The sequence below is a fragment of the Nonomuraea sp. NPDC051298 genome (assembly GCF_055586305.1).
The window spans coordinates 58,518-83,109 of record NZ_JBVJIM010000021.1 but is presented as its reverse complement, the minus strand read 5'-3'; the positions used below and the strand labels follow the sequence as shown (position 1 = coordinate 83,109).

26 protein-coding genes are annotated in these 24,592 nt (G+C 70.4%); 17 read left to right on the top strand and 9 right to left on the bottom strand.

Features of this window, described 5'->3' with window-relative positions; all coding sequences use genetic code 11:
- Positions 1-8 precede the first annotated feature (8 nt).
- From ACZ6S0_RS40285 to ACZ6S0_RS40255, 7 genes are all read left to right on the top strand, one after another.
- Entirely contained in the window at positions 9-818 is an 810-nt protein-coding gene (locus tag ACZ6S0_RS40285; RefSeq protein WP_465924597.1) for a sugar phosphate isomerase/epimerase family protein, read from the top strand.
- Positions 815-1,588: a class I SAM-dependent methyltransferase gene (locus tag ACZ6S0_RS40280; protein ID WP_465924596.1), complete on the top strand. Its 774-nt coding sequence runs from the start codon at positions 815-817 to the stop codon at positions 1,586-1,588. Before ACZ6S0_RS40285 ends, ACZ6S0_RS40280 begins: the two co-directional genes overlap by 4 nt.
- Positions 1,589-1,637: 49 nt before the next feature.
- Complete coding sequence (locus ACZ6S0_RS40275; protein ID WP_465924595.1) at positions 1,638-2,309, top strand: TetR/AcrR family transcriptional regulator; 672 nt, start codon at positions 1,638-1,640, stop codon at positions 2,307-2,309.
- Positions 2,310-2,449: 140 nt separating this feature from the next.
- Positions 2,450-4,555, top strand: a complete 2,106-nt coding sequence (locus ACZ6S0_RS40270) for a (Fe-S)-binding protein (RefSeq protein ID WP_465924594.1) — start codon at positions 2,450-2,452, stop codon at positions 4,553-4,555.
- Positions 4,556-4,702: 147 nt separating this feature from the next.
- Entirely contained in the window at positions 4,703-5,506 is an 804-nt protein-coding gene (locus tag ACZ6S0_RS40265) for a hypothetical protein (protein ID WP_465924593.1), read from the top strand.
- Positions 5,503-6,570, top strand: coding sequence for a glycosyltransferase (locus ACZ6S0_RS40260; protein ID WP_465924592.1), 1,068 nt, complete (start codon positions 5,503-5,505; stop codon positions 6,568-6,570). The genes ACZ6S0_RS40265 and ACZ6S0_RS40260 overlap by 4 nt, the downstream gene beginning before the upstream one ends.
- Before the next feature lie 77 nt (positions 6,571-6,647).
- Positions 6,648-6,929: a metal-sensitive transcriptional regulator gene (locus tag ACZ6S0_RS40255; protein ID WP_080044376.1), complete on the top strand. Its 282-nt coding sequence runs from the start codon at positions 6,648-6,650 to the stop codon at positions 6,927-6,929.
- Positions 6,930-7,441: 512 nt separating this feature from the next.
- On the opposite strand, the gene ACZ6S0_RS40250 is transcribed toward ACZ6S0_RS40255, so the two are convergent.
- Positions 7,442-8,782, bottom strand: a complete 1,341-nt coding sequence (locus ACZ6S0_RS40250) for a hypothetical protein (protein WP_465924591.1) — start codon at positions 8,780-8,782, stop codon at positions 7,442-7,444.
- Positions 8,783-8,835: 53 nt separating this feature from the next.
- On the opposite strand from ACZ6S0_RS40250, the gene ACZ6S0_RS40245 reads away from it, so the two are divergent.
- Positions 8,836-9,738, top strand: coding sequence for a DUF1349 domain-containing protein (locus tag ACZ6S0_RS40245; RefSeq protein WP_465924590.1), 903 nt, complete (start codon positions 8,836-8,838; stop codon positions 9,736-9,738).
- Here ACZ6S0_RS40245 and ACZ6S0_RS40240 read toward each other — a convergent pair.
- Complete coding sequence (locus tag ACZ6S0_RS40240) at positions 9,710-10,231, bottom strand: gamma carbonic anhydrase family protein (RefSeq protein WP_465924589.1); 522 nt, start codon at positions 10,229-10,231, stop codon at positions 9,710-9,712. The two genes, ACZ6S0_RS40245 and ACZ6S0_RS40240, sit on opposite strands and share 29 nt — an antisense overlap.
- Before the next feature lie 150 nt (positions 10,232-10,381).
- On the opposite strand from ACZ6S0_RS40240, the gene ACZ6S0_RS40235 reads away from it, so the two are divergent.
- Positions 10,382-11,365: a hypothetical protein gene (locus ACZ6S0_RS40235; protein WP_465924588.1), complete on the top strand. Its 984-nt coding sequence runs from the start codon at positions 10,382-10,384 to the stop codon at positions 11,363-11,365.
- Positions 11,366-11,448: 83 nt separating this feature from the next.
- Here ACZ6S0_RS40235 and ACZ6S0_RS40230 read toward each other — a convergent pair whose 3' ends face one another.
- From ACZ6S0_RS40230 to ACZ6S0_RS40210, 5 genes are all read right to left on the bottom strand, one after another.
- The gene (locus tag ACZ6S0_RS40230; protein ID WP_465924587.1) at positions 11,449-12,018 is read right to left on the bottom strand and encodes an ASCH domain-containing protein; all 570 of its coding nucleotides are present in this window, start codon (positions 12,016-12,018) and stop codon (positions 11,449-11,451) included.
- Between the two features lie 238 nt (positions 12,019-12,256).
- On the bottom strand, positions 12,257-12,499 hold the full coding sequence (locus ACZ6S0_RS40225) for a hypothetical protein (protein WP_465924586.1): 243 nt from the start codon (positions 12,497-12,499) through the stop codon (positions 12,257-12,259).
- A 121-nt stretch (positions 12,500-12,620) separates the two neighbouring features.
- Positions 12,621-13,373, bottom strand: a complete 753-nt coding sequence (locus ACZ6S0_RS40220; RefSeq protein WP_465924585.1) for a GntR family transcriptional regulator — start codon at positions 13,371-13,373, stop codon at positions 12,621-12,623.
- Between the two features lie 152 nt (positions 13,374-13,525).
- Positions 13,526-14,068 (bottom strand): VanZ family protein, encoded by a 543-nt coding sequence (locus ACZ6S0_RS40215; protein WP_465924584.1) that lies wholly within the window; start codon positions 14,066-14,068, stop codon positions 13,526-13,528.
- Between the two features lie 56 nt (positions 14,069-14,124).
- Entirely contained in the window at positions 14,125-14,829 is a 705-nt protein-coding gene (locus tag ACZ6S0_RS40210; RefSeq protein WP_465924583.1) for a dienelactone hydrolase family protein, read from the bottom strand.
- Positions 14,830-14,986: 157 nt separating this feature from the next.
- On the opposite strand from ACZ6S0_RS40210, the gene ACZ6S0_RS40205 reads away from it, so the two are divergent.
- Genes ACZ6S0_RS40205 through kynU form a run of 7 tightly spaced genes read left to right on the top strand, consistent with a single transcriptional unit; the run spans position 14,987 to position 21,491 of the window.
- Complete coding sequence (locus ACZ6S0_RS40205) at positions 14,987-16,396, top strand: aldehyde dehydrogenase family protein (protein WP_465924582.1); 1,410 nt, start codon at positions 14,987-14,989, stop codon at positions 16,394-16,396.
- Positions 16,389-17,213 carry a 2-keto-4-pentenoate hydratase gene (locus tag ACZ6S0_RS40200; protein WP_465924581.1) on the top strand — a complete coding sequence of 275 codons (825 nt, stop codon included), beginning with the start codon at positions 16,389-16,391 and terminating at the stop codon, positions 17,211-17,213. Before ACZ6S0_RS40205 ends, ACZ6S0_RS40200 begins: the two co-directional genes overlap by 8 nt.
- Complete coding sequence (locus ACZ6S0_RS40195) at positions 17,210-17,635, top strand: RidA family protein (protein ID WP_465924580.1); 426 nt, start codon at positions 17,210-17,212, stop codon at positions 17,633-17,635. The genes ACZ6S0_RS40200 and ACZ6S0_RS40195 overlap by 4 nt, the downstream gene beginning before the upstream one ends.
- The gene (locus tag ACZ6S0_RS40190) at positions 17,632-18,147 is read left to right on the top strand and encodes a 3-hydroxyanthranilate 3,4-dioxygenase (protein WP_465924579.1); all 516 of its coding nucleotides are present in this window, start codon (positions 17,632-17,634) and stop codon (positions 18,145-18,147) included. The genes ACZ6S0_RS40195 and ACZ6S0_RS40190 overlap by 4 nt, the downstream gene beginning before the upstream one ends.
- Entirely contained in the window at positions 18,148-19,116 is a 969-nt protein-coding gene (locus tag ACZ6S0_RS40185; RefSeq protein ID WP_465924578.1) for an amidohydrolase family protein, read from the top strand.
- Positions 19,117-19,131: 15 nt separating this feature from the next.
- Complete coding sequence (locus ACZ6S0_RS40180; RefSeq protein WP_465924577.1) at positions 19,132-20,283, top strand: ABC transporter substrate-binding protein; 1,152 nt, start codon at positions 19,132-19,134, stop codon at positions 20,281-20,283.
- Positions 20,280-21,491 (top strand): kynureninase, encoded by a 1,212-nt coding sequence (kynU, locus tag ACZ6S0_RS40175; RefSeq protein ID WP_465924576.1) that lies wholly within the window; start codon positions 20,280-20,282, stop codon positions 21,489-21,491. Before ACZ6S0_RS40180 ends, kynU begins: the two co-directional genes overlap by 4 nt.
- A gap of 75 nt (positions 21,492-21,566) precedes the next feature.
- Here kynU and ACZ6S0_RS40170 read toward each other — a convergent pair whose 3' ends face one another.
- Complete coding sequence (locus ACZ6S0_RS40170) at positions 21,567-22,613, bottom strand: DUF2293 domain-containing protein (protein WP_465924575.1); 1,047 nt, start codon at positions 22,611-22,613, stop codon at positions 21,567-21,569.
- A 207-nt stretch (positions 22,614-22,820) separates the two neighbouring features.
- On the opposite strand from ACZ6S0_RS40170, the gene ACZ6S0_RS40165 reads away from it, so the two are divergent.
- Entirely contained in the window at positions 22,821-23,630 is an 810-nt protein-coding gene (locus tag ACZ6S0_RS40165; protein ID WP_465924574.1) for an FKBP-type peptidyl-prolyl cis-trans isomerase, read from the top strand.
- A 46-nt stretch (positions 23,631-23,676) separates the two neighbouring features.
- Here the strand turns inward: ACZ6S0_RS40165 and ACZ6S0_RS40160 are convergent, their stop codons facing one another.
- Complete coding sequence (locus ACZ6S0_RS40160; protein WP_465924573.1) at positions 23,677-24,585, bottom strand: M23 family metallopeptidase; 909 nt, start codon at positions 24,583-24,585, stop codon at positions 23,677-23,679.
- Positions 24,586-24,592 lie beyond the last annotated feature (7 nt).

The window sequence follows — 24,592 nt, the reverse complement described above, 5'->3', positions numbered from 1 at the left end:
CTGGCTACGTGGCTGATGTCATCCGCGTGCCCAATGCGAAGATCGCATTGTCCACTGCTTCGGTATATCCGGAACGCACTCCTGACGCGTTCGAGCTGGCCGCCCGCCTGGGCTACGACGGCGTGGAGATCATGGTCGGCGCCGACCCGGTGAGCCAGGACATCGACGTGATCGAGCGGCTTTCCGAGCACTACGAGGTGCCCGTCCTGGCCATCCACGCGCCCTGCCTGCTGGTCACGCAGCGGGTGTGGGGCCGCGACCCGTGGGCGAAGCTGGTCAAGGCGCAGAAGGCGGCCGAACGCCTGCGGGCCTCGACGGTCGTGGTCCACCCGCCCTTCCGCTGGCAGCGTGAGTACGCCCGCGACTTCGAGACCGGCCTGGCCAGGATGCGTGACGAGACCGACGTCACGTTCGCGGTGGAGAACATGTTCCCGCTGCGGGCCAGGGGCAACGACGTGGTCCCGTACTCACCTGACTGGAACCCGATCGACTACGACTTCCCGCAGGTCACGCTCGACCTGTCGCACACGGCCGTGTCGGGCTCCGACGCCATGGAGATGGCCGTGAAGCTGGGCGACCGGCTCGCGCACCTGCACCTGGCCGACGGTCTCGGTGTCACGAACAAGGACGAGCACCTGGTGCCCGGCAGGGGCAACCAGCCGTGCGCGCAGATGCTGGAGCGGCTGGCCAACACCGGCTACAAGGGGCTGGTGGTCCTCGAGATCAACACCAGGAAGGCGGCCAGCCGCACCGAGCGGATCGACGATCTCGCGGAGGGTCTCGCCTTCGCCCGGCTCCATCTGGCGGCATCCACATGAGCACAGGACCGATCAAGGATCTCGGCAGGTCGTTCGACCGCGTGGCCGACGCGTACGACGAGGGCCGCCCGAGCTACCCCGACGAGGTGTACCGCGCGCTGAGCGAGGTGTCGGGCATCGAGCTCGACGGCGCCACGACGGTCGACGTCGGCGCGGGCACCGGCATCATGACGTGCGCGCTCAGGGCGCGCGGCGCGCGGGTCGTGGCGGTCGACCCGGGGGAGCCGATGCTGGCGCGGCTGGTGTCCAAGGTGGCGGCCCAGCGGGGCACGCCGGTGGCGGCCGTGCTGGGCGACGGCAACGCGCTGCCGCTGGCCGACGGGGTGGCCGACCTGGTGACGTACGCGCAGTCGTGGCACTGGCTCGACCCGGCGACCTCGATCTCCGAGGCCAGGCGGGTGCTGCGGCCCGGGGGCGCGATCGCGGGCTGCTGGAACCTCAACCACGCGGCGCAGGCCGACTGGCTGGCCGCGTACGAGACCCGGCTGGCGGAGGAGGTGCCCGCCTACTGGGGCCCGGCGGTGGAGGAGTGGTCGGTGCCGCCCATCGCCTCGGCCTTCGAGGTGATCGCCGAGCGCTGGATCCCCTGGACCAGGTTGGTCGGCATCGAGCAGTTCCTGCTGGATCTGCGCTCCCACTCCTACATGGCGGCGCTGTCGCGCGAGCGCGCCGACGAGGTGGTCGAGCGGCGGCGGGCGGAGCTGCGTCAGGCGTTTCCCGAGGGCGTGCTGTCGGTGCCCGTGCGGGTCTATCTGGCGGTGGGCCGGTGACGCGGGCGCATGGCATCCGGACGATCGGGCGACTTCACGGAGCGCGTCCATGAGCGACGGGGCCATGAACGACAGGGTTGCGAACGACAGGGCCGCGAACGGCGTGCGCGCGGGGAGCGAGGCCGGGCACACGGGCGGGCCCGCCGACAAGCGGCGTCCGGGGCGCAGGCCCGGCTCGGCCGACACGCGCGGGGAGATCCTCACGGCGGCGCGCAGGGTGTTCGCCGAGAAGGGGTTCGACAAGGCGACCGTGCGCGGCATCGCCAGGGAGGCCAAGGTCGACCCCGCCCTCGTGCACCACTACTTCGACACCAAGGAGGGCATGTTCGTCGAGGCCATGCGCCTTCCTGTCGACCCGCAGACGATCATCCCGACCCTGCTGACGGGGCCGCGCGAGCAGGTGGGGGAGCGGCTGGTCCGGCTGGTCCTGGGCGTCACCGCGGACGAGGAGACGCGCGCGCCGTTGGTGGCGCTGATCCGCTCGGCCATGACCAACGACCAGGCGGCCGCGATGTTCCGCGAGTTCATCACGCGGGCCCTGCTCCACCAGGTGGCCGACCGGCTGGGCGTGGCGCACCTGCGGGTGGAGGCGGCCTTCGCGCAGATGCTCGGCGTGGTCATGGCGCGTTACGTGCTCGAGCTGGAGCCGCTGGCGAGCGCCGAGCGCGACGAACTGGTGGAGATCCTGGCGCCGACCATCCAGAGGTACTTCACGGGATAGAGCATTGTTCTGGAGACGGCGGTGACCTTAGGGTATGTCGCGCGTGACCCAGCGAAGTTACTCGTGGGTAGGATTGGGGAAGATTCCTGCGCGGCGGGTGACCGTACGCTGACACCCATCGTCATCTCTTGGAGGATCCCGTGCTCTGGGTAGCCGTCATCGGGCTCGTGATGACCGTTCTGGCGGTCGCCGTGGCCGGCCGCAGGGTGATGTTCCTGTACAAGCTCGCCACCGTGGGCCCACCCGCGCCCGAACGGACCGAGTACGCCAGGACGCACGTGGGCGATGAGATCAAGGCCCAGCTCGTCGAGGTGTTCGGGCAGAAGAAGCTGCTCAAGTGGACGCCGTCGGGCGTCGCGCACTTCTTCGTCATGTGGGCGTTCTTCATCCTGCTGACCGTCTACATCGAGGCGTACGGCGCGATCATCCAGGGGGCGGTCACCGGCACCCCCGACTTCCACATCCCGCTCATCGGCACCTGGGGCGTGCTCGGCTTCCTCCAGGACTTCATCGCCGTGGCGTGTCTGCTCGGCCTGGTCGCCTTCGCGGTCATCCGGGTCAAGAACTCGCCCAAGTCCCTCGGCCGCGACTCGCGCTTCTCCGGCTCGCACCTGGGCGGCGCCTGGCTCGTCCTGTTCATGATCTTCAACATCATCTGGACGCTCTTCCTGGCCAGGGGCGCGGCGGCGGCCAACGGGAACTTCCCGTACTCCTCGGGCGCGTTCGTCTCGCTGGCCCTGGGCGACGTGCTGCCGCCGAGCCCGGTGCTGGAGGAGATCGCGTTGCTCCTGCACATCGGCTTCATGCTGGTGTTCCTGGTCATCGTGGTGAACTCCAAGCACCTGCACATCTTCACCGCGCCGCTCAACGTGCTCTTCTCGCGCCGTCCCGACGGCCTCGGCGGCGCGTCCGAGCTGCGCGTGGACGGCAAGCCGGTCGACTTCGAGGACGAGGACCTCGACCCCGAGCGGCTCGGCCGCGGCAAGATCGCCGACACCACCTGGAAGGGCTTCCTCGACTTCTACTCCTGTACGGAGTGCGGCCGCTGCCAGTCGCAGTGCCCGGCGTGGAACACCGACAAGCCCCTGTCGCCGAAGATGCTCATCCTCGACCAGCGCGACCACGCCTTCGCGGTGGCCCCCTACCTGCTGGCGGCCGCGAACGGCGTCGAGCACAAGGACACCGACGTGCTCGCGCTGCTGGACAAGCCGCTGGTCGGCGAGGAGGGGGTCATCCACCCCGACGTGCTGTGGTCGTGCACCAACTGCGGCGCCTGCGTCGAGCAGTGCCCTGTCGACATCGAGCACATCGACCACATCCTCGACATGCGCCGCTACCAGGTGATGGTGGAGTCGTCGTTCCCGTCCGAGGCGGGGGTGATGGTGAAGAACCTGGAGAACAAGGGCAACCCGTGGGGCATGTCCGAGACGAAGCGGGCCGACTGGATCGAAGAACTCGACTTCGAGGTCGAGGTCGTCGAGGAGAAGATGCCCGAGGACGCCGAATACCTGTTCTGGGTGGGCTGCGCGGGCGCTCTGGAAGACCGGGCCAAGAAGACCACGAAGGCCGTGGCCGAGCTGCTGCACATCGCGGGCGTGAAGTTCGCGGTGCTCGGCCCGATGGAGGCGTGCACCGGTGACCCCGCGCGCCGGCTGGGCATGGAATACCTGTTCAACATGCTCGCCCAGCAGAACATCGAGACGCTCAACGAGGCCGGCGTCAAGAAGATCGTGGCCACCTGCCCCCACTGCTTCAACACGCTCGCGAACGAGTACCCGCAGCTCGGCGGCACGTACGAGGTCGTGCACCACACGCAGTTGCTGGCGAGGCTGGTGGACGAGGGCCTGCTCACCCCGGTCACGCCGATCGAGGAGAAGATCACCTACCACGACCCGTGCTTCCTCGGCCGCCACAACAAGGTCTACTCCCAGCCCCGCGACATCATGTCGAAGGTGCCCGGCGTACGGACCCAGGAGATGCACCGCCACAAGGACCGCGGCTTCTGCTGCGGTGCGGGGGGCGCGCGCATGTGGATGGAGGAGCGCATCGGCAAGCGCATCAACACCGAGCGCGTGGACGAGGCCCTGACCACGAATCCTGACACGGTTTCCACCGCGTGCCCGTTCTGCATGGTGATGCTCGGCGACGCGATCAACGAGAAGAAGAACACCGGCGCGGCCAAGGAATCGCTCGAAGTCGTGGACGTGGCGCAGCTCCTGATCAAGTCCGTCAAGGGCGCTTCCTGACTGTACGCTGTCGGATTCCTTGACACTCGCTGTGGAGGAATCCGCACGTCAACACAGATGCCTTACCGAAATCCGGCATCCACATAACGGGAAAATCACGGTAACCTCAACGTCGCATGGCTCTGTTCGACGGGGAGGGGGCTCGCCATGGGCGTCGTCGTCACTGACGCCGAAGTCACCCTGGCCGACGTGCTCTCCCTGCGCCTGGCCATCGGCGAACCACTGGAAGAGGGCACCGAACTCGTTCTCCGGCATCGCACCACGGGGGTGGAACGCGACGTGCTGCTCGGCAGTCCAGGCACGCGGGCGCGCGAGGCCACGGTCGCGATCTCGCTCGCCCCGCTCGAGCTGACCACCGGGCGATGGGACGCCTACCTGCGCCGCGACGGCAGACGCGGCAGGCTGCGTAGCGTCGACCCGGGGTTCTCGCTCGACCACCTCGACGCGTACGCGCTGTGCAAGCGCACCCTCGCCTACCGCGCCTACCGCACCCGCAACGGCTTCCTGGCGCTGAAGGTCTCCGACGCCGAGCCGGTGGCCGAGGTGCGGGCCATCTGGTTCAGGGAGGGCCGCTTCGAGGTGACGGGCCTGCTGGCCTACACCGGCCTGGAGGACGACGACACCCGTCACGAGGCCGTGCTGACCCTCGACCGCAGGCAGACCGGCGCCCACCTGTCGGCCACGGCCACCGTGCAGGGGGTGCGCTACCACGCGGCCGTGTCGCTCGTCGACGTGCTGGCCGCCGACCCCGAAGGTGCCTCGGGCTCCGGCATGTGGGAGCCCGCGCTCGAGGTCGAGGGGGTGCCCACGGCGCTGCGGCTGGGCGCGCGGCTCGACGACGTCGACGGCAAGCGCCGTCGGCTGCACTACCCGTCGGCCAAGGTCGACGGCGTGCTGGTCAAGCCCTGCTACACCGCCGACGACGAGTTGCGGATCGAGGTCGGCGGATGAAGGTCAGCCTGGTCCTCGCCTCCGCGTACGCGATGCGCGGCGACGTACGCGCCACACTGAACCTGGCCACCGCGCTCTCCGAACGGCACGACGTCGAAGTGATCAGCGTCAGGCGGCAGAAGGAGAAGCCGTTCTTCCCGGTCGGCCCCAACGTGGTCATGCGCAGCGTGGTCGACGCCCGGCCGGGGGTCAGGCATCTGCTGCCGCGCGGGCAGGTTCGCACCGAGGTGGCGCTGTGGCGGGTGCTGCGCAACCTCAAGTCCGACGTGCTGATCACGACCCGGCCGGGCATCGGGGTCCAGGCGGCCAGGCACGCGCCGCGCGAGACCGTCAAGATCGCCCGTGAGTGGGGCCGGCCGGTCGTGCCGGGGCCGGTCAAACGCTTCTACCCGCGTCTGAGCGCGGTCGTGACGGCCACGGAGTCGGCCCAGGAGGAGTGGGCCAAGCTCCTCGACGGCGGGCCCGTCGTGCACAGCGTCCTCGACGCGCTGCCGGGCGGCCCGTGGCCGCGCTCGCGCATGGACAACCGGATCGTGGCCGCGGGCGGGCGCTGGGTGCCTGTGAAGGCGTACGACCGGCTGATCAGGGCGTTCGCCATCGTCGCGGACAAGCGGCCCGACTGGCGGCTGCGGCTCTACGGCGGCGGCCCCGAGGAGCGGCGGCTGCGCGCCCTGGTGCGCGACCTCGACCTGCACAACCACGTCTACTTCATGGGCACCACGCCCGACCTGGCGGGCGAGTTCGCCAAGGCGTCAATCGTGGCCAACACCTCGCGCAGCGAGGACCTGGGCATGACGGTGCTGGAGGCCATGGGGTGCGGAGTGCCCGTGGTGGCGTTCGAGGGGGCCAGGGGGCCCAGGGAGTTCGTGGCGACGGGCTACAACGGGGTGCTGGTGCCCGAGGCGGACGCCGACCTGCAGCTCTTCGCGGCGGCGCTGCTGGCCCTGATCGACGACGAGCGCAGGCGGCGCTCGCTCGCGGCCGGGGCGCGTGACACGGCGGTGCGGCACTCGGCCGACGAGGTGGCCGAGCAGTGGGAGAAGCTCATCGCCGGTCTCCGCTAGGGTTTCGTAGCGCTCCCGTCGCACGTCGGCGGGCGCTGGACGCGGCCGGCCATACCTAATACGGGTACCGTAGAAGCATGCATGGGTACAGCGGAGACAAGCAGGCTTATCTCACGCGTCTGCGGCGAATCGAGGGGCAGATCAGAGGGCTGCAGCGCATGGTCGATGACGACGCCTACTGCATCGACGTGCTGACCCAGGTCTCCGCGGCGACCCGGGCGCTTCAGGCGGTGGCGCTGGGGCTGCTGGAGGAGCACATCTCGCACTGCGTGGCCGATGCGATCAACACCGGCGGGCCCGAGGCCGAGGCGAAGGTGAAGGAAGCCTCGGCGGCCATCGCGCGGCTCGTGCGTTCCTAGCGGATGCCGCCCGCGCTCCTCGCGGGATCGCCCATGAGGCTCATCCGTAAGTCGGATAGCCCGTCCGCGGATTGACTAGTTATGTGAAACCCCGGGAACTAGGTCCCCGGGGCCAGTAATCGTGTTAGTCGGTCCTTCAGCGGCTCGCCGAAGTCCGCAATCCGAGCGCGTCGTCGAGTTCGTCCAAGGTCAGCCGCCGCTCGCTGACAGCCACGGCGGTGAGCACCTCGGCGTAGAGCGCAATCTCGTCCAACGCGACACGGTCGTGGACCCGAGAGTCCAGGTCATCGTGCCCCACCGCGTCGTCCTTCCTTCCGCAGCCCACACCCTCTACGAGGTTACGGCTGAGGCCCTTCCGGCGACATGGCCCATCGGAGTCATTCCTTTCGGCGCCTCGGGGGCCCCAGGGGGATCATTTCCCGAATCCGAGATCACAATTCAGCGAATGCCCTGTTATCTGAAGTGTTAGAACGATATAGGAGGAGTAAGGGTGAAATATCGTTATTAATGGTTTACGTGTGACCCGAGTGGTGGTCGTCGCGTTCGTGGACGATCCTGCGTACGAGCGCCGCCTGCCCGGCCAGGCCCCGCTCCGGCACCCTGGCCCCCGACACCCGACCCCACGCCAGCCCCATGGCGTACGCGGCCCCCAGCACCGCCGCCGCGCTCCCCCTGTCCGGCGGCGCCACTTCGACCACCGGCTCGATCATCGGCGCGGGCGCGACGGAGACGCCGCCCGTACGCACCGCGAAGCCCTCGGGCTGCGTCGACTCGGCGGCGGAGGTGCCGGTGAGCCCGGCCCGGTGCAACTCGTCGTACGCCATCCGCAGCCGGTGGTCCAGCCGCTCCGGCAGCGCCCCCTTGGAGTCGGACAGGTCCGCCAGGAACGTGGCCGCCGCCTCCCTCGGGCCGGACGTGAAGGACAGCGCGTCCACGAGGTCGTACACGGTGTGGGAGAAATGCGCCCCGGGGTCGTTCTCGACCAGCAGGGCCCGGCACAGGCGCGCGGGGCAGCGCTCCAGCCACGCCCGCCGCACCGCCTGGTCGTCCTCGTACGGGTCGTCGAGCCCCGGCCGGCGCAGCACCGGCTCGACCATCGTGAGCAGCGCCAGCGCCCGCGGCCTGAAGCGGGTGTCGAGGAGCAGGATCTGCGCGGTGTCGGCCATGACGGCCGCCAGCCTGAGCGCCTCCCGCGAGCGCCCCGCCCGCAGGCGTTCGGCCACGAGCGTGACGAGATCGCGCAGCGGCGGTGCGGGCAGCCAGCGGACCCACTCGTCGCCGGGCAGCGAGCGGCGCAGGTATTCGCCGAAGATCGTGATCAGCCGCTCGTTGCCGTCGAAGGCGGGCGCGTACGCGCACCACATGATCGTCCCCCAGACGGCCGCCACCGTGCTCGGGACGTCGCCGCCGAAGATCTCGTCGAACGCCGTCAGCGGGTAGTCCAGCTCGGACTTGCGCCCGCTCGACCGCACCAGCGACCTGATCTGCTCGGTGAGGACCTCCGGCACGTCGGGACCGATGAACGCCTGCGTGGAGCCCGGCTCGGCGTGGAAGTCGTATCCGTGCGGCACGACGGCGTCGGGCAGCGCCGCGGCGGCGTGGCCGACCTCACGGGCCCGCGTGCCCCGGGGCGGCGGAGCGAGGTGCCAGTGGCCGTCGGCCGGGTCGTACAGGTGCCAGCGCGCGTGCGCGCCGAAGAGCCACCGGTCGCCATCTGGGGTCACAAGAATTCTGGCGGCCAGGACGTGGGCGCGATCGGGCAGGGAAAGCCCTTGCCAGCGTGGGTCCGCCACCATGGCGCGGACTTGCGCCTCGGTGGCGGTGAACGCGTCCCAGGGTGGCACGGCGGTCATCGTACTGGGGTCATTCGGATCATCCATCGGCATTTCACGGCAGAATGTCCGCTATGAGGGCGAAGGTGGCGGGGTCGTTGGCGGTCGTGAGCGTGCTCTCCGGTTGCGGTACGGCTATGTCGGCGCGGCCGACGCCCTCCGGGCCCGGCGTACTCACGCTACAGAACGCCGTTCCGCCCACGCCCGGCGGGGAGGTGGGCGAGGCCTCCACCGAGTTCGACGACGCGGCCGACCTGACCATGTGGACCAGGCTCAGCCAGACCGAGAAGGACGTCGACAGGATCACCAAGCTCGACGTGAACAAGACCGTGAAGGGCTCGCTCTATCTGGAGCCCAACACCTCGGCCTGGTTCGACGGCTTCCGCGGGCCCTTCGTGTACCAGGAACTGGCCGGCGACATCCTCATGCACGCCAGGGTCAAGGTCGAGGGCAGGCGCGGCGCGAAGCCCAAGCGGAAGTTCTCGCTCGGGGGCCTGATGGCCCGCCAGCCCAACTCGTACGCCAGGCCCAACTGGGTGTCGATCACCACCGGCACCGGCGACAAGAGCGGCCAGGTCGAGGTGAAGTACACCCAGGACGGCAGCTCCAAGCCGCAGGAGCTGGCCGTCGAGAACGGCTGGGTGGAGCTGGCCCTGGCCCGGGTGGGCCGCGTCTTCGTGGCGCTCTACAAGGCGGACGGCGGCGCGTGGAAGGTGGGCCGGCGCTGGCCGTCCACGCTGCCCGACGTGCTCCAGTGGGGGGTGACGGCCTACACCGACTGGGACAGCTACAGCACGCTCAAGCAGGACGCGGCCAAGGGCAACGCCAAGCAGGTCAGGGGCACGCCCGACCTTGAGCTGACGGTCGACTTCGTCCGGTTCCTCAGGCCGGAGCTGCCGGAGTACGCCGATCCGCTCAACACCGCGTCGGTCTCGGACGAGGTGCTGATCAAAGCGATGACGCCTGCCGGTGCCTGAGCGCCTTGGCCATGTAGCCGTCCGGCGTGCGGGCGAAGGAGTCGCGGTCGGCGTCGGTCAGCTCGCGTACGATCTTGCCGGGCACGCCCGCGACGAGCACGCCCGCGGGGATCTTCTTGCCGGGTCCGACGAGCGCGCCGGCGGCGACCAGCGTGCCCGCTCCGACGCGGGCGCCGCCCAGCACGATCGCCCCGATGCCGATCAGTGCGCCCGACTCCACGTGGGCGCCGTGGACCATCGCCTTGTGGCCCAGGCTGACGCGGTCTTCCAGGATCGCGGGCTCGCCCGGGTCGGAATGCAGGCAGGAAAGATCCTGTACGTTGCACTCCTCGCCGATCTCGATCCGCTCGTCGTCCCCGCGCAGAACGGAGCCGTACCAGATGCTGGACGCCCGGCCCACCCGTACGTTGCCGACCACCACGGCGCCCGGCGCCACGAACGCCTCGGGGTGTATGTCCGGGATTGCCCCGTTGTCCAACGCTGCTATGTACATTCGAGACATCGTAATTCCAGCTCGGGGTATGGCGTTCGGGTTGCGGACGTGGGCAGATGGCAGGAAAGTCGTTTCCTGACGTCCCGTCGCCAGATCCTCACCAACCGCAGTTTTCCCCCGCCTCACGCAAACCAGCCTTAGGTAACCCCCATGATGAACCAGCACGAGAGCATTCCCGACCTGATGCAAGAGGACACCTTCGAAGTCGTCATGCGCGGCTACAACCGCCGCCAGGTCCACGACTACATGATCCGCACCCGTAACCAGATCAGGGATCTGGAGGAGCGGCTGGCACGGGCCATCGAGCAGGCCGAGCAGGGCCGCGTCGAGCTGGCCGAGGCCCGGCGGCGCATGGTCGAGACCCCCCAGAGCTACGAGGACCTCAGCCCCCGCCTCGCCCAGATCCTCCGCCTCGGCGAGGAGGAGGCCGCGGCCAAGCGCGAGGACGCCGAGGCCGAGGCCGCCAGCGTGCGCGACGCGGCCAAGTCCGAGGCCGACCGCCTGATGTCATCCTCCCGAGAGACCTCCGACAAGATCCTCACCTCCGCCCAGGCCGAGGCCGAGCGGCGGGTGAGCGAGGCCACGCAGGCCGCCGAGGGCATGCTGGCCCAGGCGGGCAGCGACGCCGAGGAGCAGCTCACCGCCGCGCGCACCGAGTCCGACGACACGCTGACGGCGGCGCGGGCCGAGGCCGAGCGGCTGCTCGGCGTGGCCCGTACGGAGTCGGAGCAGCTCGTGCAGTCGGCCGCGGCCCAGGCCGAGCAGGTCGTGACGGCGGCGCGCGACGAGTCCGACTCCATGCTCGCCGCCGCCAACCAGCGCACCGCCGCCCTTGACGAGCAGGCGGGGCGCCGGGTGGAATACCTGACCAACACGCACACCGAGGTGGTGCGGCGGCTGACGGAGATCGGCTCGGTGCTCGGCGACCTCATGCGCAGCGAGTCGAACGCGGGTCCGCTGCTGCCGGAGGAGGCCGCCACGGTCCCGGCGCCCCAGGACCCCCAGGACGACGTACGGATCATCGTCGAGGACGAGGTGCCGCAGCAGGAGCCTGCACCGTCCGGCGTCGCTCCCGCGGGCATCTCCGACGACACCGACGTGCACATCGTCCGGCTGTCGGAGTCGCACAAGTAGGCAGCACGCAAGTAGGCAGCACCAAGTAGGTAGCACGCTGTCCGCGGCGCACGCGCAGGCGGCGTGGGCAGAGCAGGTCGCCGTCAGGCGAGGCGGGCCGCCAGGTACGCCTCGCCCCTGGGCGAGAGGCGGTAGCCGGTGTCGAGGCTGATCGTCAGGCCGAGCGCCTTGAGCCTGCGGACGTTCGCCTTGAACCGGGCCGTCTCCTGCCCTGCCTCCGGCGCCAGGTCGCCGGCCCGTACCCCCGGCCGGCGCGCGATCAGCTCCAGCGCGGGCACGGCCCATGGCCCCATCCGCTCCAGCCTCCGGGTGAGGGCGGCCACGTCGCCGGGCGTCAGGTCGGCGGCGGCCGCCAGTGCGTCACGCGGGTCCGGCCCGTCGAGCAGCCGCAGCTCCACGCGGTGGATCGGGTCGGAGCCCCGCGCGTCGAGGTCGGCCAGGAGCGCGGCGCGGTCGGCGTAGCCCGCCGCCCTGGCCTGCTCCTCGGTCACGTCGTCCGCCGAGGTCACCTCGACCGAGATCACCTCGGCCATCGGGCCGCCGCCCATCCGGTAGTGCCCGCCCGCCGTGACCTGGGCGCGCTTCCAGCGTCTGAAGGCGAGGGTGATGGACCCGTCGGCGATGCCCTCGCGCAGCCGTCGCTCGAACAACATGCCCCCGACTGTACGCATCCGTCGTACGCATCGCCGAGCCCGTACGCCTCGCCGGGCCTGTTCGCCTCGCCGAGCCCGTACGCCTCGCTGAGCGGAAGCCCCCGCCCCCGATAGGGTCGGAGGCTTCCGCGTTCGTGGCCCCTCCCAAGTTGGTGGCCCGGTGCCGGGGCCGCCGAGACGCTGGACCCGGCACCGGGCTGCTCGTGTCGGCGGGTGGCGGGACGCTCCGCCACCCGCCTCATTGAGGTGCTGGGCCGGTCTGCCACGGGTGCTGCTCACCGGCCCGTCTTTCCTGGTCCCGGAGCTGGTCGCGCAGGCCGTCCGGGTCGTCCGCGTCGATGGTCATCGCACATCCGGCCTCGCGCTGCGCCGCGCTGAGCGGATGGTGTCTCGTGGCCCACCAGCGGCCCGCGTCGCTCCGCCAGATGGTCCAGTGGGGGTACTCCCGGGCGATCTCGGCAAGATGCCGGTCGAAGGGCATCTGCGTCCACCTTTCCCGGACCCCTGCGAGGTTCCATCTCCTTAGACGATGCGGCACCTCTCTAGAGAAATCAATGATCGTGATGGACAGGTCAACCTATCGCTTGACAGATCGCCTTGAATCACGCGTCGAAGTCGTACTGGAGTACATACGCCGCAGAGTCCAGCACCATCTCGTTGACCTCGACCGGCAGCCCGCCCGACGTGTACGCGATCCGCGCGATCACGATCACCGGGGTTCCCCCCGGCAGGTCGAGCAGCCCGCTCTCGCGCGGCCCCGGCATGCGGGCGCGTACCTCCTCGGTGAAGTGGGCGGGGGGCAGGCCCAGGTCGCCGAGCCTGGCGTAGACGCCGCCGGGCCCGGTGTCCGCGAGGGTGATCGCGCTGCCCTCCACCAGGTGGGCGGGGAAGTAGGAGGTGGCCAGTTGCACGGGTCTGGAGTCCACCGAGTAGCGGCGGCGGCGCACCCACACCTCGCCGCTCTCGAGTACGGCCGCCACCTCCTCCGTCGCTCGCTCCAACGCCACCTCCACCCGGTCCACGGTGAAGGGCCGGCCCCGGGTGTCGGCGTCCCAGATGGCCCTGCCCTGACCCCACTGCTCTCGTGACAGGCGGCGTGAGCCGTGCCTGCGTATCGGTTTGAACAGCCGCACGTAAACCCCCGAACCTCGTTTGGGCACCGCCAGCCCTTCGTTGATCAGTACGGCAAGCGCCTGCCTGGCGGTGGCTCGTGCGATTGCGTATTCGGCCATAAGCGCGTTCTCGCCCGGTAGTCGGTCCCCGTCGCGCAGTTCGCCGGACAGAATCCGGGCGCGGAGGCCGTCGGCGATGCGGCGATAGATAGGGGGTTCGTGGGGTACCGGGGATTCAGACAACTTTGATCACCCTCTGTCACCAACCAGGTTGTGGCGTCTCCAGAGAACTTGCCCCGTCTTGTCCACGATCGCACAGAAGGATGGGATGGTCGCGGGCTGATTTTGAGAGGATCGTGCCCGAGTGGTGAATTCGGCGATGTTTTAGCGGTCCGTTATCGCGGAACGGCCTCGACCGCTATCCGTCCGGCCCACCAGCGGCGAGTAACCAAAGCGAAGATCACGGCACCTGCCGTGTTGAGGAGGACGTCGTCCACGGAGGAGAAACGGCCCAGACGGAGTACGTACTGGAGCACCTCGACCACGACCGAAAATGCCGCCGCGAGGGCCGCAACCCGGGCCGTCGAGGACATCGCCCGACTGCGTACGGGCAGCAGCGCCCCCAGCGCCGCGAACACCAGGAGATTGCCCCCGACCTGCACAAAGACCGCCTCCGGCGGCGCGTTGAGCAGGTCGAGGAGGTCGGCGAACGGCACCAGCCCGACCCCGCCGGCGCCGTCCGAGGGCGTGAGGATCATCCAGAGCCAGGGGGCGGTCCCCACCACGATGCCGATGTCGCCGATCGAGGCGCGCAGGGGAGCCGGGTGCCCGGCGCGAGCGCGGTGACGCGAGAGGAGCAAGATTGCCGGCAAGCACAGGAGGAGTGCAAAGGTGCCAGCAATAATGACGTTTCCCCATAATTCCCACGTCCGCGACATCTGGCCATGATGGCGATTGACCCCGGGGTACTGGAAGATGTCTGTCCGGACAGGTCTTATCGGGGCGGCAGATGCTCCGCCAGGAAGGCCAGCGCCACCTCCCATGTACGCTCCGCAGCCTCCGGCTGGTGGAACATCGGCGCCTCGCTGTTGTGGAAGGCGTGCCCGGCCTTCTCCTCGACGTGCATGACCACGTTCGACCTGCCCTCGGCGGCCCGCTCGACCACGGCCACCCGATCACGCGGGATGAAGGGGTCGCTGCCGCCGAAGACCAGCAGGAGCGGCGCGTCGATGCGGTCCATCAGCCCGGTCGCGTCGGGCACGGCCGAGCCGTAGAACGACAGCACCGCCTCCAGCTCGACCTGCGTGGCCAGCATGTAGCCGACCGAGCCGCCCAGGCAGAAGCCGAGCGTCCCCACGCCGCCGCTCACCTCCGGCAGCGACCGCAGGTGGTCCACCGTGAGCGCGCAGTCGGCCACGCCCTGCGCCAGGTCGAAGCCCTGGGCCAGCTCGATCGAGGCGGTCGTGCCCTCGGGCGTGTGCTCGCCCTTCCAGTGCGGCCGCAGGCGCCAGAACAGGTCGGGCGCGGCCACCACGTAACCACGGGAGGCCAGGTCGAGGGCCACCTTCTCGATGTAGGGGCCCACACCGTAGATCTCCTGGATCAGGAGGACGCCAGGCCCGCTCCCCGCGTCGGGGAGCCACACCTGTACGTCGAAAGAGCCGTCATGGGCGGTGATTCGATCTGTTCGGGGCTGCATGTCCACCAGCATCGCGCATGGCGCGCGCCGCGTTCCGGCGAGACGATGCGATCGGGGGTTCCGTGTCCCGGAACACTCTGCTGTCCCCTAGCGGCGTTGTCTCCGAGCGGCACGGCGAACCTGTACCGAGAGGCGAGGGAGAGATGAGGAGAGTGTTGTGCTGACCCATTTCATCGGTGGCCAGCCGGTGGCCTCGGGAAAGGTGTTCCCGGTGCACGACCCGGCGACGGGCGCGACGGTCAGGCAGGCGCACGAGGCCGATCCCGAGGTGGTCGACCGCGCGGTGCGCGCGGCCAGGGAGGCGGCCCGCGACTGGGCGGCGCTGCCCGTCGGCGAGCGCGCCGGGTGGATGCGGCGCCTGGCCGAGGGCATCGAGGCCCGCTTCGACGACCTGGTGGCGGCCGAGATCGCCGACACGGGCAAGCCGCTCGACCAGACGCGTACGCTCGACATCCCCCGTGGCATCGCGAACTTCCGCGCCTTCGCCGAGATCGCCGCCCAGCGCCCCGACGACGCCTTCCACCTGTCGGGGACGCTCAGCTACACCGTACGCAGGCCGCTCGGCGTGGTCGCGGTGATCGTCCCGTGGAACCTGCCGTTCCTGCTGATGACCTGGAAGCTCGCGCCCGCCCTCGTCTCCGGGAACACCGTCGTCGTCAAGCCGTCGGAGCACACGCCCGGCTCGGCCTGCGTGTTCGCCGAGATCTGCGCCGAGGCGGGGCTCCCGCCCGGCGTGGTCAACATCATCCTCGGGTACGGCGCCTCCGGCCAGCTCCTGGTGGAGCATCCCGGGGTCGACGCCGTGACGTTCACCGGGTCCACGAAGACCGGCACGACGATCATGCGGACGGTGGCCGACCGGGTCAAGCCGATCTCGTTCGAGCTGGGCGGCAAGAACGCGGGCCTGGTCTTCGACGACTGCGACGTCGACCGGGCCGTGGAGGGCACGGTGAAGTCGGTCTTCACCAACGGCGGCCAGGTGTGCCTGTGCACCGAGCGGATGTACGTCCAGCGCTCGATCTTCGAGGACTTCTGCGCCCGCCTGGCCGCGCGCGCCCAGGAGATCCAGCTCCAGCCCATGATCTCCGCCGAACACCGCGAGAAGGTGCTCTCCTACTACGCCTTGGCCCGCTCGGAGGGAGCCAAGGTGCTCACGGGTGGCAGCGTCCCGATGTTCGGCGATCACCGCGATTCCGGATATTTCGTGGAACCGACAGTAGTGACAGGCTTGTCGGAGTGGTCAAGGTTCAACAGGGAGGAGATCTTCGGTCCCGTGTGCCACGTCGCCCCGTTCGACAGCGAGGCCGAGGCGATCGACCTGGCCAACGGCAGCGAGTACGGCCTGGCCGCCACGCTGTGGACGACCAACCTCGACCGCGCCCACCGGGTGGCCCAGCGCCTGGAGGCCGGGCTCGTCTGGGTCAACACCTGGTATCTGCGCGACCTGCGTACTCCGTTCGGCGGTGTGAAACTGTCGGGAATCGGCCGCGAGGGCGGCACGCGGTCGCTCGACTTCTACTCCGAACCCACCACGATCACCATCAAACTGGAGCAACCCGATGCATGACGAGTGGTCCCAAGCAGTGGACGCCCGCGCCCAGGCCGCCGACCGGCTGGCCGAGGCGGCTCGTACGGGGCGGCCATGCGCACCGATCAGGGACCTGGTCAGCACGGCGGCCGACGGGTACGCCGTACAGGAGATCCACACGAGGCGGGCGCTCGGCGCGGGCCGGCGTCCGGTCGGCAGGAAGATCGGCCTCACGAACCCGCTGATACAGCAGCGACTGGGCATCGACCAGCCCGACTTCGGCATGCTCTTCGCGGACATGTCCTACGGCGACGGGCTGCCGATCCCGCTCGACCGGTTCCTGCAGCCGAAGGTCGAGGCCGAGATCGCGCTCGTGTTCGGCGCGGACCTGCTGGGCGGGCCCTTCACGGTGGCCGACGTGATCAGGGCGGTCGACTTCGTCCTGCCGGCCATCGAGATCGCCGACTCGCGGATCCTCGACTGGGACATCACACTGGCCGACACGATCGCCGACAACGCCTCGGCCGGGGCGTTCGTGCTGGGCGGCACGCCGGTGTCGCTGCGCGGGCTCGACCTCCGGGCCGCCGGGATGACGATGACGCGCGGCGGGCAGGACGGCCAGGGCGGCCAGGGCGGGCTGGAGGTCTCGACCGGGTCGGGCGCGGCGTGCCTGGGCCACCCGCTCAACGCCGCCGTCTGGCTCGCCACCCGGCTCGGGCATTCCGAGCACGCGCTGCGGGCCGGTGACGTGGTGCTGACGGGCGCGCTCGGGCCGGTGGCGCCCGTGGAGCCCGGCGACGTGTTCGAGGCGCGCATCGAGGGCCTGGGCTCCGTGCGGGCGGTGTTCGGCAAGTGAGACCCAGGGGCATCCGGGTGCCGGGCAAGGCCACCCCGCGCGGGCGGTTCCCGCACGTCAAGCGGGCAGGCGACTTCCTGTACGTCTCGGGCACGAGCTGCCGCAGGCCCGACGACACGTTCGTGGGCGTCGAGGTCGACAAGTACGGCGCCACGAACCTGGACATCCGCGCCCAGACCAGGGCGGTCATCGAGAACATCGGCGACATCCTCAAGGCCGCGGGCGGCTCGCTGGCCGACCTCGTCCAGATCACCTCGTATCTCGTGAACATGAATGACTTCAGGGGCTATAACGAGGTCTACGCGGAGTTCTTCGACGAGGAGGGGCCCACCAGGACCACGGTCGCGGTGCACCAGCTCCCGCATCCCCACCTCCTCATCGAGATGCAGGCCGTCGCCTACCACCCACAGGAGCGATCATGATTCCCCCCATTGACTTCACCAAGTGGATCGACGAGCACGCCCACCTGCTCAAGCCGCCCGTGGGCAACAAGGTGGTCTTCGAGGGGGCGAACGACTTCATCGTCATGGTGGTCGGCGGGCCCAACTCCAGGACCGACTTCCACGTGGACCCGTACGAGGAGCTGTTCTACCAGGTACGCGGCAACATGCACGTCAACGTCGTCACCGAGGACGGCCCCGGGACCGTGCACATCCGCGAGGGCCAGATGTGGCTGCTGCCGCCGCGCGTGCCGCACTCGCCGCAGCGGCCGGAGGCCGGGTCGGTGGGCCTGGTGGTCGAGCGCATCCGGCCCGAGGGCGAGCTGGAGAGGTTCCAGTGGTACTGCGCGGAGTGCGGCGGCCTCGTGCACGAGGTCGAGCTCCAGGTCCGCGACATCGTCAAGGACCTGCCGCCGGTCTTCGAGGCGTTCTACGCCGACGAGGGCGCCCGCACCTGTGGCCGATGTGGCGCGCTGCATCCTGGCAAGGGCTAGATGGTCATCGACGTCCACACGCATCACGTGCCCAAGGGCTGGCCCGAGCTGGGCTGGCCCGGGGCGCCCAGGCTGAGGGTCGAGTCGGAGCGCGAGGCCATGATCCTCGTCGACGACCGGGACTTCCGCCGGGTCCAGGACGAGTGCTGGGACCCGGAGGTCCGGCTCGCGCGGATGGCCGACGACGGCGTGGACCGGCAGGTGGTCTCGCCCACGCCGGTCTTCTTCGGCTACGACCGGCCGGCCGCGCAGGGCGTACGGATCGCGCGGGTCTTCAACGACCTGGCGCTGGAGCTGTGCCGCGACGAGCGGCTGATCCCGTTCTGCCAGGTGCCGCTGCAGGACCCCGGCCTGGCCTGCGCCGAGCTGGACCGCTGCCTGGACGGCGGGCACCGGGGCGTGGAGATCGGCAACCATGTCGGCGACCGCGACCTCGACGACCCCGGTGTCGTGGAGTTCCTCCAGCACTGCGCGGACAGGAACGTTCCCGTCTTCGTGCACCCGTGGGACCTGCCCGCGGGCCCGCGCGTCGAGCGGTGGATGGCGCAGTGGCTGGTCGGGATGCCGGCCGAGACGCACCTGTCGATCCTGGCCATGATCCTCGGCGGCGTGTTCGACCGCGTGCCGGACACCCTGCGGATCTGCTTCGCGCACGGCGGCGGCTCGTTCGCCTTCTGGCTCGGCCGGTTAGAGAACGCCTGGCACCGCAGGCACGACCTGGTCGGCGTCTCCGAACGGCCGCCGTCCCACTACCTCGGCAGGTTCAGCGTCGACTCTGCCGTCTTCGACGAGCGCGCGCTGCGGCTGCTCGTCGACACTCTCGGGGAGGACCACGTGATGCTCGGCAGCGACTTTCCCTACCCGCTGGGTGAGTCACCCTCGGGTGATCTGATCCGGCACGCCGGTTTCCTGTCCACCACGGCTCGCGCCAAGCTGCTCGCGGGCAACGCCGAGGCGTTCCTGGGCTGAGAAGGGAGCCTCCCCATGCGCCTGCGCGTGCTTGGGGCGCCCGTGGTCGGGCTGGCGGTGCTGATGGCCGCAGGATGCGGCGGGTCGGTGCCGCCGTCCGGCCAGGACGGGCTGCCGGTCAGGATCGGCGCGATCATCTCGCAGACCGGCGTGTACGCCGTGCTCGGCGACGACATGGAGGCCGCCATGCGCCTCTACCTCGGTGACCACGGCGGGCGGTTAGGCGGTCGGCCGGCCGAGCTGGTCGTGGCCGACGACGCGGGCAACCCCGAGCAGGGGCGCGAGGCGGCGCGCAGGCTCATCGACGAGGAGGGCGTGAGCGTGCTCACCGGGCTGATCGCCTCGCCCGTCGCGGTGGCGGTGGCGGAGGAGGCGGACCGGCCGCCGCCGGGCATCGTCGGGGCGGGCCCGACGCCGGTCGTGGTCGCGGGCGCCGGCGCCGGAGAGCTGGGCGGCCAGAACGTCTTCCGGGTCTCCTACACCGACCACGAGCAGGGCCAGGCCGCCGGCCGCTACGCCGCGGAACGCTACGGCCCTGCGGGAGTGGTGCTCATGGCCCCCGACCAGACGGCCGCCGTCGAGGCACTCAAGGGCTTCGCCGAGGGCTACGGGGCCGAGCCGCTCAAGCGCATCCTCACGCCGCCCGGCACGATCACGGACCTGGAGCCGTACTTCGCGCAGATCCCGCCGCAGGCCGGGCTTCTGTACGCCTTCTACGCGGGTGGGGAGGCGGTCGCGTTCGCCAGGGCGTACAAGCAGCTCGGCTACGACGCCGAGATCGAGCTGCTGGGCTGCATGAGCCTCACGGACGAGGACGTGCTGCGGGCAGTCGGGCCCGACGCCGAGGGCATCACGAGCGTCGGCATGTACTCGCCCGCGCTGGACAACCCGGACAACGCCGCCTTCGTCGCCCGGTGGTGGGCGAAGACCGGCGCGAACCCGTCTGCGGTCGCGCTGCAGGGCTGGGACGCCCTGCGCCTCATCGACGCGGCGCTGTCCAGGGGCGGCGACCTGACGCGGCGGCTGGGCGAGGTGGGTGAGCTGGCGGGGCCGCGTGGCACGTTCCGGCTGGACGCCGAGCACAATCCGGTGCAGAACTGGTATGCCCGCCAGTACCAGAATGGCGTAAACCGGATAATAGCCACCATCCCTCCACGACGGGAGTGACCTTGGACCGCGACCAGTGCCTCGCCCTCGACGCCGAGGACCCCCTGCGTGCCTTCAGGGACGAGTTCGTGCTGCCGGACGGGGTGATCTACCTCGTCGGCAACTCACTCGGCGCGTTACCGCGCCGTACCGCGGAGCGGGTGCGGCGGACGGTCGAGGACGAGTGGGGCAGGCACCTCGTCGGCGGCTGGAACCACTCCGGCTGGTACGACCAGCCGCTCACCACCGGCGACCGGCTGGCCCCGCTGATCGGCGCCGGCCCCGGCCAGGTCGTGGTGGGCAACACGACCTCGATCGCGGTCTTCCAGGCCGTGGCGGCGGCGCTCAAGCTGCGGCCCGAGCGCCGGGTGATCGTCTCCGACGCGCGCAACTTCCCCACCGACCACTACATGGCGCAGGGGCTGGCCGGGCTGCTCGGCGGCCCTGAGCGCGGCTACGAGGTGCGCGACCTGGCCGAGGGACGCTTCGACGACGTGGCCGTGGTGCTGCTGTCGGAGGTCGACTACCGCACCGGGGCCCGCCAGGACGTGCCCGCGGTCACCGCCGCGGCGCACGCGGCCGGGGCGCTCATCGTGTGGGACCTGTGCCACAGCGTGGGCGCCATGGAGGTGGACGTCTCGGAGGCGGACTTCGCCGTCGGATGCACCTACAAGTACCTGAACGCCGGGCCAGGCGCGCCCGCCTTCCTCTACGTCAACCCGCGCCACCAGGCCGCCGCCGAGAACGTCCTGTCCGGCTGGTACGGCCACGCCGAGCCGTTCGCGTTCGAGCCCGGGTTCCGTCCGGCCGAGGGCGTCAGGCGGTTCGCGGTCAGCACGCCGCACGTGCTGTCGTTCGCGGCGCTGGAGGCGGCGCTGGACATCTGGGAGCGGGTGCCGATGCCGCTGGTACGAGCCAAGAGCATGGCCCTGACCTCGCTCTTCGTCGACCTCGTGGGCGACAGGCTGGAGCTGGCCTCGCCCGCCGACCCGGCCGCCAGGGGCAGCCAGGTCAGCCTGCGCCACCCCGACGGCTATCCGGTGATGCGGGCGCTGATCGACCACGGCGTGCACGGGGACTTCCGCGCGCCCGACATCCTGCGCTTCGGCTTCGCGCCGCTGTACATCCGCTACGCCGACGTGCACGCCGCCGCCACCACGCTGCTGGAGGTGCTGGACAAGGAGCTGTGGAAGGACGAGCAGTACGCCACCCGCCTGGCCGTCACCTGAGCCCGTCCCGCTGAGCCCGTCGCTCGGGGCCGTCGCGCTGGGGTCGTCGCCGCGACGGCCCGGGTGGCTTCCTCCTCAGCCGCGGGCGGTGCGGAACTCCTGGAGCCGGTGCTCGATCCGGTCCCTGATCCGGTCGCGGACCTCCATCCTCGGGACGCCCGCCATCAGCAGGCGGTCGTAGTCGGTGTCGAGGTGCCGGATCGAGGCGATCACGGCGAGCGTGATGGCGTTCTCGTCGAGCGCCCTGGCCGCCGCCGACCGGCCCACCCGGCCGCTGCCGCGCTGGCCCGCGTGCTCGGCGATCTCCCGGGCGCGCGGCTCGGGGCAGCCGGGGAACAACCGGGCGATCTCGGCCACCATCCTGGCCTGGAACTCGACGTCCTGCTCGGCCCTGCGGACGCTGTCGCGTTCGCGGCGGCGCAGCCGTACCTCCTCGTCGGCCAGGCAGCGCTCCTCGGCCGCGGCCAGCGCGGCCTCCTCCACCAGCAGGCCCTGGCACTGGTAGACCTTGCGCCGCCGGTTGAACCGCACCACCACCGCCGACAGGCCGCTCTCCTGCTTGGCGCGGCGGCTGAGCGCCGCGTTCCCCGACGGCAGGAACACCAGGTGGTCCAGGTCCGCGCAGGTCAGGCAGTGCGGCTGGTCGTCCTCCATGATCAGGTAAGGGCCGGTGTCGCCGCACGACGCGCACGTCCAGGCGTCCAGCGGGGCCACCGCCACCAGGTCGGGCGCCTTGCTCTGCGCCTCGGTGAGCCGCCGCACCCTGGCCTCGCTCAGGTCGGGGGAGAGCCAGTGGATCCGGAACGGCTCCTGCGCGTGCCCGGCCGTGAAGCGCAGCTCGCGGCGGTCGCGGGTGCCGGCCACGTAGGGGGTGTCCACCGGGTTGAGCCCCTTGGCCCGCGCCCAGTCGCGCAGCAGGCCGGCGGTGGCGAGCAGGCGGTCCTCGTCGACCGCCGCCAGCTCGGCCAGCGTCGCCGCCCTGCCCTGCCGCCAGAGGTCCACGTGCCTGGAGTGCAGCCAGCGCAGGCCGGTCACCACGTCGATGAACGTCACGTATTTGCGGGTGGTCAGCGCGACCTCGGCCACCTCCGCGACCCTGCGGGCCAGACCGGGTTTGCTCACAGGAGCACCCCCGCCGTCGTCGTGAAGATCCTGCCGGGCCGGACGGTTCGTTTGCTTCGCTGCCTCACGTTCCAAGTTTGTCGTGAGATGGCGGGGGCCGAGGCTTTCCTTTTGCCACTTCCGGCAAGGACTCCTTCGGATTCGGACCTTCGAGGATTCGGACCTTCGACGAATCGGACCTCGAGGAATTCGGACGTGGAGGAAATCGTGCGTCTGTTCTGGCCCGCCCTTCTCATGCTCGCCGCCTCGTGCGGCCTGGCGGAGGAGGGCACGACGCGGCCCGTCGTCACGGGGAGGTTCGGCAGCAAGCCGATCGTCTCCATTCCCAAGGGGCAACCAGGGCGTACGCCGCAGATCACGGTGCTGTCGGTGGGCCGCGGGCGGCGTACGGTGCCCGGCGACGTGGTCCTCGCCGACGTCGACATCCGGCGCTGGTCGGGCAACCGGCCGTACATGAGCACCCACGACGGTCACCAGCCCACCACCGTGGTCTTCGACGGCAGGCAGGTGTCGGAGACCTGGCGGCAGTCGCTCATCGGGCGGCCCGCGGGCAGCCGGGTCATGCTGGTCGGCCAGGCCGCCGAGGCGCTCGGGCCGAACGCGCTGCCGGCCGGGGTCTCGCCCGCGGACACCATGGTGGTCGTGTTCGACATCCTGGGCGGCTATCCGCCCGACGCCCGGCTGGTCGGGCGTACGCTGCCGGCGATCCCGGCCGACCTCGCGCCCGCCACGCCGCCGCGCACCCTGATCGACGGGTCGGGGCCGGTGGTCGCGGCCGGATCGAAGGTGGTCGTCCAGTACGTGGCCGCGTCCTGGCCGTCGAGGACCGTCGTGGACTCCTCGTACCGCAGGGGCGGGCCCAGCGCGTTCACGCTGGAGGAGGGGGCCGTGCCGGCGGCGTGGCTCGCCGCGCTGACCGGGCGGCGGGTCGGGAGCCGGGTGGCGGTGCCGTCGTCCCCCGGGGAGCGGCCGATGCTCTACCTCATCGACATCCTCGACACGATCACGCGCACGTAGGCCGGGCGGCCCTCGCCGCCCGGCCTCGTCGTGCTCTCAGGGAGCGTCAGTCGCAGTGCTCGAACGGGCTGTCATAAGCGGCGGCGCCGGCCTTGCCGCCCCACTTGACGCATGTTCCTGACGCCTGGGCGACGACCGGGCCCGCGTAGTAGCCGAAGTTGCCCGAGTCCGTCTTTCTCGCGGTGCCCTGCACTTCCAGATAGGCACTGGTCGCGGTGGCGGTGCCGAGGGACTTCGCCTTCAGCGTCGTGACGCAGTTGTTGCCGTTGGCGCTGTTGAAGAGCAGGTAGACGGTGCCCTCACTGCCGAGCGCCGCCGAGTCGATCACGCTGTAGCCCGACCCGCAGACCTCCTGCGGCGTGTACGGGTTGGTGGAGCCGCCGCAGTTCCGCGAGGTCAGCGTCTGCTGCGGGTAGCCGAAGGTGGTGCCGTTGAAGACGGCCTTCTGGACGTTGGACGGATAGCTGGTGCCCAGCCGTACCTCGTAGTGGAGGTGGGGCGAGATGTTGTTGCCCGGCTTGCTGGTGTTGCCGACCGTGCCGATCTGCTGGCCCTGGGAGACCGACTGCCCGGCGCTGACCGAGCGGGCGTTCAGGTGGGCGTAGTACGTGGTCCAGCCGCCCCCGTGGTCGATCTTGACGAGGTTGCCGTAGCCGTTCACCGAGCCCTGGTGCGCGGAGATGGCCACCGTGCCCGAGGCGGCGGCCACCACGGGGTCGCCGAGGTCGGCGTCCGCGGTGCTGCCCCGGTTGAAGTCGATCTCCCACGACTGGTGCGCGCTGCTGGCGCTGGAGTTTCCCGTCCACGACTGGCCGCAGGGGAAGGGGAGCTGGAAGTTCGTCGCGAGTATCTGCGCCTGTGGCGACTCCGGTTCCGGGTCGGCCGCGGCGGCTGGGGTCATGCCGAGGCCGAACAACAATGCGAGGCCCGCGACCATTGCTCCGCTGAGCTTCATCGGGTGA

What these genes read in the sequence shown, in the direction of transcription:
- ACZ6S0_RS40185 (WP_465924578.1), top strand. Translation starts at nt 18,148, where the DNA reads ATGGTCATCGACGTCCACACGCATCACGTGCCCAAGGGCTGGCCCGAG.
- ACZ6S0_RS40245 (WP_465924590.1), top strand. Translation starts at nt 8,836, where the DNA reads ATGAGGGCGAAGGTGGCGGGGTCGTTGGCGGTCGTGAGCGTGCTCTCC.
- ACZ6S0_RS40255 (WP_080044376.1), top strand. Translation starts at nt 6,648, where the DNA reads ATGCATGGGTACAGCGGAGACAAGCAGGCTTATCTCACGCGTCTGCGG.
- ACZ6S0_RS40200 (WP_465924581.1), top strand. Translation starts at nt 16,389, where the DNA reads ATGCATGACGAGTGGTCCCAAGCAGTGGACGCCCGCGCCCAGGCCGCC.
- ACZ6S0_RS40260 (WP_465924592.1), top strand. Translation starts at nt 5,503, where the DNA reads ATGAAGGTCAGCCTGGTCCTCGCCTCCGCGTACGCGATGCGCGGCGAC.
- ACZ6S0_RS40180 (WP_465924577.1), top strand. Translation starts at nt 19,132, where the DNA reads ATGCGCCTGCGCGTGCTTGGGGCGCCCGTGGTCGGGCTGGCGGTGCTG.
- ACZ6S0_RS40250 (WP_465924591.1), bottom strand. Translation starts at nt 8,782, where the DNA reads ATGACCGCCGTGCCACCCTGGGACGCGTTCACCGCCACCGAGGCGCAA.
- ACZ6S0_RS40265 (WP_465924593.1), top strand. Translation starts at nt 4,703, where the DNA reads ATGGGCGTCGTCGTCACTGACGCCGAAGTCACCCTGGCCGACGTGCTC.
- ACZ6S0_RS40275 (WP_465924595.1), top strand. Translation starts at nt 1,638, where the DNA reads ATGAGCGACGGGGCCATGAACGACAGGGTTGCGAACGACAGGGCCGCG.
- ACZ6S0_RS40230 (WP_465924587.1), bottom strand. Translation starts at nt 12,018, where the DNA reads ATGTTGTTCGAGCGACGGCTGCGCGAGGGCATCGCCGACGGGTCCATC.
- ACZ6S0_RS40215 (WP_465924584.1), bottom strand. Translation starts at nt 14,068, where the DNA reads ATGTCGCGGACGTGGGAATTATGGGGAAACGTCATTATTGCTGGCACC.
- ACZ6S0_RS40190 (WP_465924579.1), top strand. Translation starts at nt 17,632, where the DNA reads ATGATTCCCCCCATTGACTTCACCAAGTGGATCGACGAGCACGCCCAC.
- ACZ6S0_RS40235 (WP_465924588.1), top strand. Translation starts at nt 10,382, where the DNA reads ATGATGAACCAGCACGAGAGCATTCCCGACCTGATGCAAGAGGACACC.
- ACZ6S0_RS40240 (WP_465924589.1), bottom strand. Translation starts at nt 10,231, where the DNA reads ATGTACATAGCAGCGTTGGACAACGGGGCAATCCCGGACATACACCCC.
- ACZ6S0_RS40210 (WP_465924583.1), bottom strand. Translation starts at nt 14,829, where the DNA reads ATGCAGCCCCGAACAGATCGAATCACCGCCCATGACGGCTCTTTCGAC.
- ACZ6S0_RS40280 (WP_465924596.1), top strand. Translation starts at nt 815, where the DNA reads ATGAGCACAGGACCGATCAAGGATCTCGGCAGGTCGTTCGACCGCGTG.
- ACZ6S0_RS40225 (WP_465924586.1), bottom strand. Translation starts at nt 12,499, where the DNA reads ATGCCCTTCGACCGGCATCTTGCCGAGATCGCCCGGGAGTACCCCCAC.
- ACZ6S0_RS40160 (WP_465924573.1), bottom strand. Translation starts at nt 24,585, where the DNA reads ATGAAGCTCAGCGGAGCAATGGTCGCGGGCCTCGCATTGTTGTTCGGC.